Annotated in this window: 11 protein-coding genes and 2 pseudogenes; 6 read left to right on the top strand and 7 right to left on the bottom strand. The window is 70.3% G+C overall.

What is annotated here, in order from left to right; genetic code table 11:
• On the top strand, nucleotides 1-186 hold the full coding sequence (locus MXD61_RS20485; protein ID WP_248815083.1) for a hypothetical protein: 186 nt from the start codon (nucleotides 1-3) through the stop codon (nucleotides 184-186).
• A gap of 857 nt (nucleotides 187-1043) precedes the next feature.
• Here MXD61_RS20485 and MXD61_RS20480 read toward each other — a convergent pair.
• The 4 genes and pseudogenes from MXD61_RS20480 to MXD61_RS20465 form a co-directional block, all read right to left on the bottom strand.
• Complete coding sequence (locus MXD61_RS20480; protein ID WP_374629314.1) at nucleotides 1044-2264, bottom strand: RNA polymerase sigma factor; 1221 nt, start codon at nucleotides 2262-2264, stop codon at nucleotides 1044-1046.
• An 8-nt stretch (nucleotides 2265-2272) separates the two neighbouring features.
• Complete coding sequence (locus tag MXD61_RS20475; protein WP_248815160.1) at nucleotides 2273-2626, bottom strand: YciI family protein; 354 nt, start codon at nucleotides 2624-2626, stop codon at nucleotides 2273-2275.
• A gap of 5 nt (nucleotides 2627-2631) precedes the next feature.
• The gene (locus MXD61_RS20470) at nucleotides 2632-3141 is read right to left on the bottom strand and encodes an ATP-binding protein (protein ID WP_248815081.1); all 510 of its coding nucleotides are present in this window, start codon (nucleotides 3139-3141) and stop codon (nucleotides 2632-2634) included.
• A gap of 44 nt (nucleotides 3142-3185) precedes the next feature.
• A pseudogene (locus MXD61_RS20465) lies at nucleotides 3186-3551 on the bottom strand (response regulator transcription factor); the annotation flags it as partial.
• 335 nt (nucleotides 3552-3886) lie between these two features.
• Here MXD61_RS20465 and MXD61_RS20460 point away from each other — a divergent pair.
• From MXD61_RS20460 to MXD61_RS20445, 4 genes and pseudogenes are all read left to right on the top strand, one after another.
• Nucleotides 3887-5467: a sulfatase gene (locus MXD61_RS20460; RefSeq protein ID WP_248815080.1), complete on the top strand. Its 1581-nt coding sequence runs from the start codon at nucleotides 3887-3889 to the stop codon at nucleotides 5465-5467.
• Nucleotides 5468-5788: 321 nt separating this feature from the next.
• A pseudogene (locus tag MXD61_RS20455) lies at nucleotides 5789-6276 on the top strand (transposase); the annotation flags it as partial.
• A gap of 115 nt (nucleotides 6277-6391) precedes the next feature.
• Entirely contained in the window at nucleotides 6392-7675 is a 1284-nt protein-coding gene (locus MXD61_RS20450) for a lantibiotic dehydratase family protein (protein WP_248815079.1), read from the top strand.
• A gap of 55 nt (nucleotides 7676-7730) precedes the next feature.
• A complete protein-coding gene (locus tag MXD61_RS20445; RefSeq protein WP_374629312.1) occupies nucleotides 7731-8042 on the top strand; it encodes a GNAT family N-acetyltransferase in 312 nt (103 codons plus the stop codon).
• A gap of 266 nt (nucleotides 8043-8308) precedes the next feature.
• On the opposite strand, the gene MXD61_RS20440 is transcribed toward MXD61_RS20445, so the two are convergent.
• Nucleotides 8309-10009 carry a DEAD/DEAH box helicase gene (locus MXD61_RS20440; protein WP_248815077.1) on the bottom strand — a complete coding sequence of 567 codons (1701 nt, stop codon included), beginning with the start codon at nucleotides 10007-10009 and terminating at the stop codon, nucleotides 8309-8311.
• 115 nt (nucleotides 10010-10124) lie between these two features.
• The gene (locus tag MXD61_RS20435) at nucleotides 10125-10736 is read right to left on the bottom strand and encodes a TetR/AcrR family transcriptional regulator (protein ID WP_248815076.1); all 612 of its coding nucleotides are present in this window, start codon (nucleotides 10734-10736) and stop codon (nucleotides 10125-10127) included.
• Between the two features lie 151 nt (nucleotides 10737-10887).
• On the opposite strand from MXD61_RS20435, the gene MXD61_RS20430 reads away from it, so the two are divergent.
• Nucleotides 10888-12420, top strand: a complete 1533-nt coding sequence (locus tag MXD61_RS20430; RefSeq protein WP_248815075.1) for an MFS transporter — start codon at nucleotides 10888-10890, stop codon at nucleotides 12418-12420.
• Nucleotides 12421-12675: 255 nt separating this feature from the next.
• Here MXD61_RS20430 and MXD61_RS20425 read toward each other — a convergent pair.
• The coding region (locus MXD61_RS20425; protein WP_248815074.1) for a transposase at nucleotides 12676-13219 on the bottom strand (544 nt) is incomplete at its 5' end.

Raw genomic sequence — 13219 nt, 5'->3', positions numbered from 1 at the left:
ATGGTGGTCAAGGAGGACGTAATGCAGCGAAGTAACGACCAAGAGCCAGACGAGCAGCCGGAGGACCGACTCGGCCGGTTTGTCAACGGCCCCGGTGACAGCATCGTCTACGGCCCGGATGGCAAGCCGTCGAAGCCCGGCGATCCGATCCCCGAACGCAGGAGCGAGCCGATGGCGGACGAGTGACCAGTGCGAGGTCGGCGGGGCGCCAGACGGGGACAGGCCCCTGTCAACAGCTCCGCCAGCGTCCAGCCCGAACCCAGTGCGGCACGGGCGGCGTCGAGCGCAGCTCGACAGCAGAAGGTTCGGGGGTCGTCCCCGAAAAGCATCGCGGCCCGCCGGGAAGCTGACTGACGGTCAGCGACCACGGCGGGCCGACTCGTGGACCTAACGCACCACAACAAGAACCAGCCGATCTTGGTTCAGGGCCCCGAAATCACCGTCCGCCCGGTCGCCGCACGGCTTCCGACCAGGGACGACGCCCAATGAGCGCCGAGCTGGCGACATCATCCACGGATTCGAACACGCGTTCGGAACACCTGGCGGGTCCGGAGGCTTCGGTCCGTCTCGTGACCGTGATGGTGGGGATCGTGGTCGGGCTGACGTTCTTGTTCGGCTTCGGCAACGTCGCGACGCTCGGTATCCGTCTGGGCATTCCGACGGGCGAAGATTCCCACGTCCGTCTCTCAGGCGGGCAGGACGCCAGCTCGATCGACCGGAACGTCTCCAGATCGGGCCAACGCGGGTGCGCGGGAGCAAGACCTGCTCCACCGGTCCCGCGCCGAGGACGTCCTGCACTGGCAGAAATACCCGGCGTCGAGGTCGCCGACCGCATCCGCCAGATCCGACCAGGGATCAAGGTCCTCCACCTGACCGGCTACGACCAGAGGACACCTGCCAGAAACGGCATTCCGAAACAAGCCGTGAACCTCCTTGTCAAGCCCTTACGAGGCCGGTCGGATCCCGCACAGCGACGCAGCGGACCTGGTCGACGAGCACCAGTAGATCACTCTTTCGACCATCGACGAAGACGACCGGCTCGGCTACGGGTGCGGACGGAGCTGGGCGGCGCGGCGGGTGAGGTAGCGCTGTTCGGGCAGACTGGCGGTCATTTGTGCGGCTCGTAGGTAGGACTCTCGAGCGGCGTCAGGGTCGCCGGCCTGCTCCAGAAGATGCGCGCGGACGGCTTCGAGGCGGTGGCTGTGGGCGAGTCGGTCGTCGGTGTCGAGAGTACCGAGCTCGACGAGGCCGGCGGTCGGGCCGTGGACCATGGCGACGGCGACGGCGCGGCTGAGGGTGGCAAGGGGTCCGGGAGCGATCTGTCCGAGCACGTCGTAGAGGGCGAGGACCTGTGGCCAGTCGGTGTCGGCGGCGGTCGGGGCCTCGTCGTGGAGGGCTGCGACGGCGGCCTGGACCTGGTACTGGCCGACCGGTCCGACGCCCAGCGTCCGGGTGAGCAACGTCTGCCCTTCGGCGATCGCTGCTCGGTCCCACAGGTCCCTCTGCTGGTCGGCGAGGGGCACGAGGGAGCCGTCGCGGTCGGTTCGCCCCGCGCGGCGGGCGTCAGTGAGCAGCATCAGCGCCAGCAGCCCCGCGGCCTCGCCCTCGTGGGGCAGCAGTTGGTACAGCAGACGGGTGAGCCGGATCGCCTCGGCGGTCAGGTCCACCCGGATCAGGTCCGGTCCCGACGTGGCTGTGTACCCCTCATTGAAGATCAGGTACAGCACGCGCAGGACCACCGCGAGCCGGCTGGCCCGGTCGGCGGAGGTCGGTAGTTCGAGCTGGGCGCCCGTGTCGCGGATGCGTCGTTTGGCCCGGCTGATCCGTCGGGCCATGGTGGCCTCCGGTACGAGGAGCGCCGAGGCCACCTGCGCGGTGCTGAGGCCACCGACCGCGCGGAGGGTGAGTGCGAGCTGTGACGGTTGCGACAGGGCGGGGTGGCAGCACAGGAACAGCAGGACGAGCGTGTCGTCGGGGTCGGCTGCGGGCGGCTGGCGGGTCGGGTCGAGCGCGGCGGTTGCTTCGCGGCGGCGTCGGGCGCTGTCGCTGCGCCAGTGGTCGACGAGCGACCGGGTGGCGACGGTGGTCAGCCATGCTCGGGGCCGGTCCGGGACGCCGTCGACGGGCCATTGCAGGGTGGCGGCGAGCATCGCCTCCTGGACCGCGTCCTCGCAGGCGTCGAACTGTCCGTGGCGGCGGACGAGCGCGCCGAGGACGTGCGGCGCGAGGTCGCGCAGCAGGTCCTCGGTCGGCTCGGTCACGATCGCTCGCCTCACATCTGCTGGGGAGGCTCGTCCATGATTCGACGGACTTCCATCGGGTGTTCGGTGACTGCGACGACCTGCGAGGCGATCTCGACCGCCCGCTCGCGACCGCACTCGACGACCCAGTACCCGGCGAGAGTCTCCTTGATCTCGGCGAACGGGCCGTCGGTCGGCGTCGGCGCGCCGTCGGTGAACCGCACAGTCGTGGCTTGGGTCGGGTCGGTCAGGTGCCGGCTCTCGACGACCTCGCCGGACTCGCGCAGTTCACGGTCCGTCCGCATCATCGTGGCCTGCATCTCGGCGATCCACTCCGGACTGCGGTCCGCGAGGGAGGTACCTAGTCCACCGAACATCATGATCATGTATTTCACAGTGATTCCTTTCCGTCACGCGCCCCGGTCGTGGGCGCCAGCTCCCGGTCGGAGCAGCGGCCCGGATCTGGACATGTCGGCGCAAGATTTTCCCGCCCTGGCGTTTCTGCACGGCGATTCGGTGTAGCGGTGTCGGTTGTTGCCTCGACCGGTGTGCGGCGGTCCCCGCCCTGTCCGTGAGGGCGGGAGCGGCCGGCGGACGAGCGGAGGAACCGGTCGAAGATCCGGTCCAGCTCGCCGGGGGCGACCCCGGGGCCGTCGTCACGGACCTGGATCTCGACCCGGAGGCCGCCGCCGACGCTGTCCTGAGCCACCTCGACCTCAGCCACTTCGAGCTGGGCCAGGCTGACCTCGGCGGGGGTGCCGGGCGGAGTGTGGGCGCGGACGTTGGCGAGCAGGTTGCCGAGGACCTGCCGCAGCGCGTCGGGGTCGCCGACGGTCCGGCATCCGTCGGGTACGTCGGCGACCAGCGGCCGGTCCGGCTCGACGGCCGCCGCGTCCGCCACGGCATCCCGGACGATCTCCGAGACGTCGACGGTCCGACGATCCAGGCGAACGTGAGGACGTGCCCGGCGGGCGCCTCGGGTTCCTCGGAGCGCCAGGCCCGGCGTAGCACCGCGCGTACCCGGGCTACCAGCTCGTCGATCGAGAACGGCTTAGTCACGTAGTCGTCGCCGCCGTAGGTCAGACCGGCGACCTTGTCGGTGTGGCGATCGCGAGCGGTCAGGAACACCACCGGGACGTCGAGGCCCTGCGCCCGCCACTGCCGGCACAGGTCGAACCCGTCGGCATCGGGCAGCATCACGTCGGGCAGCATCAGGTCGGGCCGGTCGGTGGTGACGGCGAACGTCGCCTCCGCGCCGCAGCTGGCGGTGGCGACCTCGAAACCGTGAAACCGCAGGGCCATCCGGACCATGTCGACGATGTTCGGCTCGTCGTCTACCACCAGCAGCCGTGGCGCCTGCCCGTTCCCGTCCACTCCCACCCCTCCGTGCCGGCCTTCGCCCAACTCCGTGGCCTCGTTCCGGCTGAGGGCGGACGGCGCGGCCACGGATCGCCATTCCAACCGAGCGGCATGTGAGCTTCGTTCGAGGGATGCCGCGCGACCCGGTCACACGGTTCTCGCCGCCGGCTCACATCCGATTCGCAGGCGAGGTTGGTCTGCTGGCACCGCCGCGACGGAACCGTTCCGTCGGCGGTCCCCACAGCCTGGTCGGCGTCCCGCCGGCCTCCACCCTCCCAGGAGGCGCCATGCCCCGACATCGTCGGATCAGCCCGCGGGTCCGTCTCGGTGCCGCCGCCGTCGCCGGCGCGCTCGGACTCGCGACCGGCACCGTGGCCGTCGTGACCGGCCCGCCGTCCCCGGCCTCGGCCGCCACGGCCGCCACGTTCGCCGACGCGGCGAGCGAGCGGCCGAACATCGTCCTGATCCTCGCAGACGACCTGGACGCGACGACGTCGCCGTACTGGGAGGCGATGCCGCAGACGGCGGCGCTGGTCCGCGACACCGGCATGACGTTCTCGAACGGTTTCGCGCCGACACCGATCTGCTGCCCGGCCCGCGGCTCACTGCTGACCGGGAAATACGGCCACAACACCGGCGTGCTCACCAACAGCGGTGACGTCGGCGGCTGGGCGACCTTCGCGGCCAACGGCAACGAAGAACACACCGTCGCCACATCTCTCGAGGGCGGCGGCTACCGCACCGCGCTGGTAGGCAAATACATGAACGGCATCGAGGACGCACCGGAGCACATCCCGCCCGGCTGGTCGGAGTGGTACGGCAGCGTCGACAACAACTTCTACACCGGCTACAACTACGCGCTGAACGAGAACGGCCAGATCGTCCAGTACGGCGGGTCGGACGACGCGGCGAACTATTCCACCGACGTGGTGGCCGCGAAGTCGACCGACTTCATCAGCCGGGCGGCCGGCGACGACGTGCCCTTCTTCCTGTACGCCGCGCCCACCGCCCCGCACCTGCCGCTGCCGCCGGCGCCGCGGCACACCGACCATCCGTTCGCGACCGCCAGCGCGCCGGTCACCCCGAACTTCGACGAGGCGGACGTCTCCGACAAGCCGTGGTGGCTGCGAGCCAGTGCCGGTGAACGGTCAGCCCGGGTCGCGGCGATCAACGATCCCGATTACCAGGACCGGATGGGATCGTTGTACGCGTTCGACGACATGGTCGCCGGCATCGTCGACACGCTGCGTGAAACCGGCGAGCTCGACAACACCTACCTGGTCTTCACCTCGGACAACGGCTACAACCTGGGTTCCCACCGGCTGACCCAGAAGATGGCCCCCTACGAGGAGTCGCTGCGGGTGCCGATGGTGATCAGCGGGCCCGGTGTCCGGCCGGGGACCGACGCCCACATGGTGGCCGGTCTCGACCTCGCCCCGACGTTCCTCGACCTCGCCGGGGTGCCGGTTCCGGCGGACGTCGACGGCCAGTCGATGACGCCGCTGCTGCGCGGCGAGCAGCCCGCCTCTTGGCGGTCCGACCTGCTCGGACAGTACGCCGGGCCCGGCCTCGACGGCCAGGACGGCGTCATCCAGGAACAGGTCGAAGGCATCGCCGGCGTCTATCTCGACCTGCCGCCGTGGTCGGGCCTGCGGACCGATCAGTACCTCTACGTCCGCTGGTACGACCTCGACCGAAACCCGCAGGTCCATGAACGCGAGCTCTACGACCTGGCCAGCGATCCCTACGAGCTGACGAACCTGCTCGCCACGCCGGCAGGGGTGGCCGCCAACGCCCAGCTCGTCGCCCAGCTCGACGCCCGCCTCGACGTCCTCGCCACCTGCGCCGGAGCCTCCTGCCGAACCTGACCCGGCCCGGTCGTGCCGCCCGCGTCCAGGGCAAATCTCTGGGCGCGGGCCCGCGCCGGAAGGCCCTGCGACCTCGGAACCATCTCCCAGCAGCGGCAACACCGGGACCAGGACCGGCCGAGACCAGGACCGGCCGGAACCAGGACCGGCCGGAACCAGCAGCGCGAGTCCCGCAGACCGCCCGCGGCTACGTCGCGGTGTTCGACGACGAAATCGCCCGCCATTGTCAGCGTTTCCTCGACACCCTCCGCCAGTGAGGTGGTCCCCATTCTTCGGAGAGTGATCCCTGTGGGAGAATTGATCCGTGGACGGAGGATATTGATGACAAAGCCGCGAAGGCGGTTCACGCCGGAATACAAGGACGATGCGGTCAAACTCGTCATCGATTCGGGCCGGCCGGTCTCGGCTGTCGCGAAGGATCTCGGTATCCATGAGGGCACGCCGGGCACCTGGGTCACGGCCTGGCGGCGTGCCCACGAGAACAGCGAGGACGAGCCACTGACCATGTCGGAGCGGGCCCGGTTGCGGGAGCTGCAGAAGGAGAACCGAGAACTCCGGATGGAGCGTGAGTTCCCCTCAAAAGCGACCGTCTTCTTCGCGCAACGCCATCAGCGACCGATAAGTATCAGCTGATCGCCGCGGAGAAGGACTCCTACCCGGTAGGAAACATGTGCCGATGGCCTGCGGTGTCCGCGTCCGGTTTCTACGACTGGACCCGCCGGCCCTCCTCGACGACCACCCTGCGGCGTATCACGCTGGAAACCCGGATTCGGGCGTTGTTCGCCGCCTCACGGCAGACCTACGGTGCCCCGTCGGCGTGCGTCAGCGCGTAACGAGGTGAGCGCCGTGCCGCCTCGACGGTCCTGGGGGCGCGGCGTGGAAGGGCACATGGCCATCGTGGCGGTTGCAGGAAGGAGCATGCGGATGGGCGGGATGCTGTACCAGCCGGCGGGTCCCGCGTTGCTGCGCGCTGCGGCCCGCCCGCTGGATGGCGTGGTGTCGGACTGGCCGGTGTTGGAGGACGCGGCAGCGTGCCGGGGCTGGTTGGCGAGGGTCTGGCCGCAGGCCCGGGAGCCGGTCGGGCTCGCCAGCGGTGCGTTGGCCGCGCGGGTCGAGCAGATCGTTGCCGGGCATCCCGTCGCCGACCGGCGGGTGCGGGCTGCTGCGGCGACGGTCGTGCGGTACCTGGTGCGTTCCGGGGGCCGCTCGACGCCGTTCGCGCTGTTCGCGGGTGTCGCGCCGGCCCGGTTCGGCCAGGTGGCGTCGGTGCGCATCGGTGATCGCCATCGGTCGACGCTTCGGGCCGATGCCGCGTGGCTGGATGAGATCGTCAGCCGGCTGGAGGCGGGCCCGGTCCTGGCGCGAATGGAGGTCGTGTTCAACAGTCTGGCTGTCGAACGAGCTGGGCGGCTGGTTGTGCCTCGCGCCGACGGCCACGTCGAGATCCCTCTGACCCCACCGGTGCGGCTCGTGATGGATACCGCGAGAGGACCAGGGCGGTTCGCCGAACTGGCTGACCGGCTGGACGAAAAGTTCGCCGGCGTCGGCCGTGAGCGCATCGAGGCGCTGCTGCGCCAGTTGGTCGCCGAGCAGTTCCTGACCAGCGGTCTTCGGGCACCGATGACGGAGACCGCTCCGCTCGGTCATCTGGTCGCGGCCCTTCAGCGAGCTGGTGCCTGCGATCTGGCCGAGGTCGGGCTGCTTGCGGATGAGTTGGCCGCGATCCACGCCCGGCTCGGGGAACTTAATGCAGCGCCGGAGCTGGGAGCCCAGGCGGGTCCGCGTGCGGACCTGATCGCGGTGATGGACCGGGTCAGCCCGCAGCAGCGCTCGCCCATGGCGGTCGACCTCGTCCTCGACTGCGACCTGCACCTGCCCATGTCCGTCGCTTCGGACATGGCCGTGGCCGCCGACGTCCTGACGCGGCTGGGTCGGGAGCCGCTGGGACCGGCCGCGTGGGCGGATTACCACCGCCGGTTCGTCGAACGCTACGGCGTTGACAGCGTCGTTCCGCTGATCGACGTGCTTGATGGGGCATCAGGGCTTGGCTATCCGGCGGGATATCCGGGCTCGGTGCTGCCGATTCCCGCGGCGACGGTGAGCGATCGAGACCAACGGCTGCTCGCGCTGGCCTGGAAGGCGCTTGCCGACAACGGTCGCCTCGAGCTCACCGACGCGCTCATCGAGCATGCCACCGCTCGCGATTGACACGCCCGCTCTGAGCAGCGATCGAGAGTTCTTCTTCGAGGTGAGGTGAGCCGCCCTGCGGGCATACGTCGAACAGACATCGGGGTGGGATGATGCGGAACAGCACATAACCGCTGACAAGGAGTTCGCCGATCTGCCATTTGCCGTGGTCGAGGAGATCGCGCTGCTCCCCGACGCGCAAGGTCGTGGCATTGGCAGCCATCTGCTACGGGGCATCCTTCGGGCTGCTCAGCGGCGCGACGTTCCGGTCCGGCTCAGCGTCTTCGTCAACAATCCCGCACAGGCTCTCTATATCCGCCTTGGTTTCGAAGTCGTGCGGATCGAGAATCCGCGCATGTCGATGCGGTGGGCCCCGGACAACACGTGAGGCACCCCCGTTGCCCGGTCTTCAGCCGAACGTGCCTCCGAACGGGACGGTGGCCCGGCCAACGCTGGCCGCGGCCCGACGGGACCGGTCAGCGAGCTTTCAGGATCATCGTTCCTGTTTAAGCAGCTCGACGATGACCGGGTGGTCGTGGCCAGCGGAACGTGATTGTTGGCCGATGGAGACCGAGCACCCGGTTCACAGATCTCAAAATTAACGTGCGGAACATTCGGCGAATCTGATGTTCTGACGGTGTCTACGGCGTGACGTCAGACGGGGCGGCGCGTCCTGCGGGCGGAGGGGGCGGGTTTTCCTCGGCGGCTGCCGCCGAGCCGCGCACCGGATTCCCGGCTTGGCCGTTCGGCGCGCAGGTTGAGGGGCTGGCCGGCGATGCGGGTGCGGGTCAACGCCTGCTGGGTGTCCTTGGACAGGTCGGTGGGAAGTTCGACGAGGCTGTAGTCGGCCCGGATGTCGATCCGCCCGAAGTCCGCCCGGTCCAGGCCGCCCTCGTTGGCGAGCGCCCCGACGATCTGGCCCGGGGTGACCCGCTGGCGATGCCCGACCCCGATCCGGTAGGTGGCATAGACCGGCCGCGGCCCGCCCGCGCCGCGGGCGGGCCTGTCGCGGGCAGGCGGGGCGGTGTCAGGCGGGAGGAGGAACTCCCCCGGTTCCTGGCGGGTCATCACGGCCAGCGCCGCGGCGATGTCGGCGAGCGGAACGTCGTGCTCGTGGGTGTAGCCAAGGACCAGGTCCCTGAAGACGGCGTGGGCTGGCGCGTCGAGCGCGGCGGTGATCGCGTCGTGGAACTTCGCGACCCGCTGGGCGTTCACATCCTCCGCGGTGGGCAGTTCCATCTCGACGAGCGGCTGGCGGGTCGCTCTCTCGATCGCGGCGAGCAGGCCCTTTTCCCTGGGGGTGACGAGCAGCAGCGCCTCACCGCTGCGCCCGGCGCGGCCGGTACGACCGATGCGGTGGACGTACGACTCCGGGTCGGTGGGGATGTCGTAGTTGACGACGTGGGTGACCCGTTCGACGTCGAGGCCGCGGGCGGCGACGTCCGTGGCGACGAGCAGGTCGAGAGTGCCGTCACGGAGCTGGGCGATGAGCTTTTCGCGCTGCGGCTGGCTGAGGTCGCCGTTGATCGCCTCGGTGGCGAACCCGCGGCTGCGCAGCCGCTCGGCGACGTCCTCGGTCGCCGACTTCGTCCGCACGAAAATGATCATCGCTTCGAACGGCTCGACTTCGAGGACCCGGGTGAGCGCGTCCATCTTGCGCGGCCCGGCGACGGTCAGGAACCGCTGCCGGGTGTTCGCGGCGGTGACGGTCCGCGCCCTGATGGTGATCTCGACCGGGTCGCGCAGGTACTGCCGGGAGATGCGACGGATCGGCGCGGGCATCGTCGCGGAGAACAGCGCGACCTGCTTGGCGTCGGGGGTGTCGGCGAGGATCCGGTCGACCTCCTCCTGGAAGCCCATCCGGAGCATCTCGTCGGCCTCATCGAGGACCAGGGTGTGCAGGCCGCCCAGGTCGAGCGTCCCGCGTTCCAGGTGGTCGATAACCCGCCCGGGAGTCCCGACGACGACCTGCGCGCCGCGGCGGATCCCGGCCAGCTGGGGAGCGTAGGGCTGCCCTCCGTAGACGGGCAGCACATGCAGGCCGGTGAGGTGGTGGGCATACCGGCCGAACGCCTCGGCGACCTGCAGGACCAGTTCCCGGGTCGGGGCGAGCACAAGCGCCTGGGTGGCGGCGCTGTGCGCGTCGATCCTGGACAGGATCGGGAGAGCGAACGCCGCGGTCTTACCGGTCCCGGTCTGGGCGAGGCCGACGACGTCGCGGCCCTCGAGCAGGGCGGGGATCGTGGCGACCTGGATCGGCGACGGCACCTCGTAGCCGAGTTCGGTGAGGGCTCGCAGGACCGGGGTACCAAGCCCGAGGTCATGGAACGTCGGCTGGTCTTCGGACTCGGTCACACCTGAGAGTACGGCTCCTGTGTGGCAGCCCGGCGAAACCGGGGCTCAGGCGGCCGGACCGGCCTCCCGCGCACCACTCAGTCGGCAAGGCGCATTCAGGATGCGCCGGCGACGGTCAGGACGAGGCGACTGACGGGGGCGGCACGGGCAGGCCGGCCAGGGTCGCGTCGATGACGGCGACAAGTTCACCCCGGTCCAGCCCGATCCCGATCAGGGAGCCGATGCCCCGGAAGCCGACGACCAGCAACGTCGCCAGCGTGACCGGCTCGGCCGCTGGATCGAGGTCGCCGTTGCGCTGCGCGGCCCGCAGGCAGTCGGCCAGGGCCGCCCGCTGCGCCTCGAAGCTCTGGCGTAGGCGGGCCGTGCCGTCCTGGTCGCGCCCGGCCAGCTCGACGGTGAAGCGGCTGGCCATGCAGGCCAGCTGCTCGGGGTCGTTCAGCTGCCGGTCGAGCGAGTCGATGAGATAGGCCCGCAGGCGCTCCATCGCGGTCTCGTCCGGGCCGGCCAACGCGGCTGCGCCGCACGCCTCGTCCTGGTCGCAGTAGTCCCCCAGTGCGGCCAGGAACAGCGCGTGTTTGTCGCCGAAGGCGGCGTAGAGGCTGCCGCGGCCGAGCCCCGTCGCGGCCGAGATGTCGTCGAGACTCGTCCCGTCGAAGCCGTTCTTGCGGAATGCACGCTCGACGGCCGCCAGCACCTCTTGCCGGTCGAAGCCAGGTGGGCGCCCCATCGATCGATCGTAACCACGGATCTCGTTGTTGGCGGAATAGTCCAGAACCCTGAGCGTTCTTTACTGAACAGTCCAGATCGTTGGGCGTCCCCTGCCGACCGGGCGCCGCGCGCATGCGCCGGGCCCCGACCGCGAGATGCGAGCCAACCTCATGACAGAGCAGGACACCCAGCCCGACCAGGCCGGTCCCAGCCCCCAAGCTGTCCCGCTCATCCCGAGCCAGCGCCGTGCGGCCACCGGCGCACGGCCCGTCTCCCCGGCCCTGCTACTGACGATCCTGTCGATCGCGAGCTTCCTGGCCCAGCTCGACGTGTGGGTCACCAACGTCGGCCTGCCCGCCATCGGGCACGGCACCCACGCAGGTTCCCTCGCAGACCTGAGCTGGGTGCTCAACGGCTACGCGATCGTCTACGCCGCGCTGCTGGTACCGGCCGGCCGCCTGGTAGATCGGTTCGGCCGCAAGGGTGGTTTCCTGCTCGGCCTGATCGTGTTCGCCGTCGCCAGCATCGGCGCCGGCCTGTCCGGCGACATCTGGGTGCTGGTCGGGTTCCGGGTCCTGCAGGCCGCCGGTGCGGCCCTGCTCACCCCGGCCAGCCTCGGTCTGGTGCTGCTGACCGCGCCGCCGGCGAAGGTCGGCACCTACGTGAAGATCTGGTTCACCACCGGCGCGCTGTCGGCGGCTTCCGGCCCGGTGCTGGGCGGCCTGCTCGTGGAGGCGTCCTGGCGGTGGCTGTTCCTGGTGAACATCCCGGTCGCGGTGGCCGCGCTCGCGCTGGGCGCCCGTTACCTGCCCAGCAGCCGGGACGCCGACGACCACCTGCCCGACCTGCGCGGCGGCGGGCTGTTCATCGTCGCGATCGGCGCGCTGGCCCTGGGGCTGGTCAAGGCGCCGGACTGGGGCTGGTCGAGCGCCCGGGTGATCGTCGCGTTCGTCCTCGCGGCGGTCGCGCTGACGTGGTTCCTGGCCCGCTCCGCCCGCCACCCGGCGCCGGTCATCGCCCTCTCCCTGTTCCGGGACCGGGTGTTCACCACCGCCAACCTGGTGGCCTTCGTCGCCTTCGTGGCCTTCGGGATCGAACTGCTCTCGACGATCCTGTGGCTCCAGGGTCACTGGCACTACTCGGTGATCCGCACCGGGCTGGCCTCCACGGCCGGCCCGGTGATGTTCGCCGTCGGCTCGGCGGTCGCGGAGACCCTCCAGACGCGTACCCGGCTGCGGGCGGGACGGATCGCGGTCGCGGGCGCGCTGCTCGCCGCGGTCGGCACGATCATGCTGATTCTCCTGGTCACCGACGACCCGCGGTTCGTGGCCGCGTTCCTGCCGACCTGGGTGGTCCTCGGCCTGGGTTACGGCCTGGCGGTGCCGACCGCGATCACCCGGGCGACGGTCGGCCTGCCGCAGAAGGACTCCGCGACCGGCAGCGCGATCGTGACGATGGCCACCCAGCTCGGCTCGGTCATCGGAATCAGTGTCCTGGTGGCGATCCTGGGCCGCGCCTCCGGCGCGGCGAGCGAAGCGGTCTTCCAGCACGCCTGGTACGTGGCGGCCGGAGCGCTCGTGGTGGCGGCCCTCGCCTCGTTCGGCCTGGACTCGCAACCCACGGCGGCGGCTGGACCAGACCTCCCGCCGGTCGGAGCGGGCGCCGCCGACGCCGGCGATCCGGAGGCGGCGGTCGGAGTGTGAGGACGCCGCCGGCTTAGGCCGGCTCGGTGTCAGCGGCCGTGGGCGCGGCGAGCGTGGCATCCGGGCCGGCGAGCCGGTCCGCGCCGAGTGCGGAACCGACGTGTCGACCGCGGGATCCGAGGGGGCACGGTGATGTCTTCCGGCACTGCGGATCTCCCGAGGCAGGGGCTGTCGAGCACGCCACCGTCGACGACCTGGACACCGAATTCGCCGATGCTTTTCTCGTAACTGGTCAGGTATCGCTTTGATCGTGGGTTAGGTGGTTGCGGGCATCCAGGGGTGGCCCTCGGCGAGTTGGACGAGGGCGGGGAGCAGGGGGATGCCGTGTGTGGTGGCGGTGGACAGGTAGCTTCGGATCGCGCAGAACTGGCGGGCGCCGGTGAGGGTGCGGAGGCACCCGGAGACTTTCTGCCGTAGTTTGATCATGCGGATGTCGCGTTCCGAGCCGTTGTTGTCCGCGGGAACTCGCAGATCGTGGGTGAACCGCAGGTAGTCGGTTTCGCGGTCGATGAGCCGGCAGGCCAGGGCGTGGCGGGCGGCCATGAGTGTCGTGCCGCGCGGTGAGGTCTGGGTGATCCCGATGTGGGCGGCGTGGCGCAGGGCCCGGGTGTGGGCTGCCAGCGCTGTCGGGTCGACCGGCGTGCCGGTGGTGGTGGCGTCGGCGGTGAGCCGGTGCAGGGCGACGAGGGCGTCGGCGGCCTGGGTCGCCCAGCACCAGGTCCCGGCCGGGGCGGTGTCGCTCACGGCTTGGAGTTCGCGCAGCAGGTGGGCGACACACAGCTGGTGGGTGGCGGACGTG

The sequence above is a fragment of the Frankia sp. AgPm24 genome, assembly GCF_023243055.1.
In the GTDB taxonomy this organism is placed as follows: domain Bacteria; phylum Actinomycetota; class Actinomycetes; order Frankiales; family Frankiaceae; genus Frankia; species Frankia umida.
Note: the sequence above shows the minus strand (reverse complement) of the source record. Positions and strands in the feature narration are given on the sequence as shown.

Excerpts from the sequence above, each read along its gene's own strand:
- MXD61_RS20435 (WP_248815076.1), bottom strand. The coding sequence starts at position 10,736 with ATGGGGCGCCCACCTGGCTTCGACCGGCAAGAGGTGCTGGCGGCCGTC.
- MXD61_RS20485 (WP_248815083.1), top strand. The coding sequence starts at position 1 with ATGGTGGTCAAGGAGGACGTAATGCAGCGAAGTAACGACCAAGAGCCA.
- MXD61_RS20430 (WP_248815075.1), top strand. The coding sequence starts at position 10,888 with ATGACAGAGCAGGACACCCAGCCCGACCAGGCCGGTCCCAGCCCCCAA.
- MXD61_RS20460 (WP_248815080.1), top strand. The coding sequence starts at position 3,887 with ATGCCCCGACATCGTCGGATCAGCCCGCGGGTCCGTCTCGGTGCCGCC.
- MXD61_RS20475 (WP_248815160.1), bottom strand. The coding sequence starts at position 2,626 with ATGATCATGATGTTCGGTGGACTAGGTACCTCCCTCGCGGACCGCAGT.
- MXD61_RS20450 (WP_248815079.1), top strand. The coding sequence starts at position 6,392 with ATGGGCGGGATGCTGTACCAGCCGGCGGGTCCCGCGTTGCTGCGCGCT.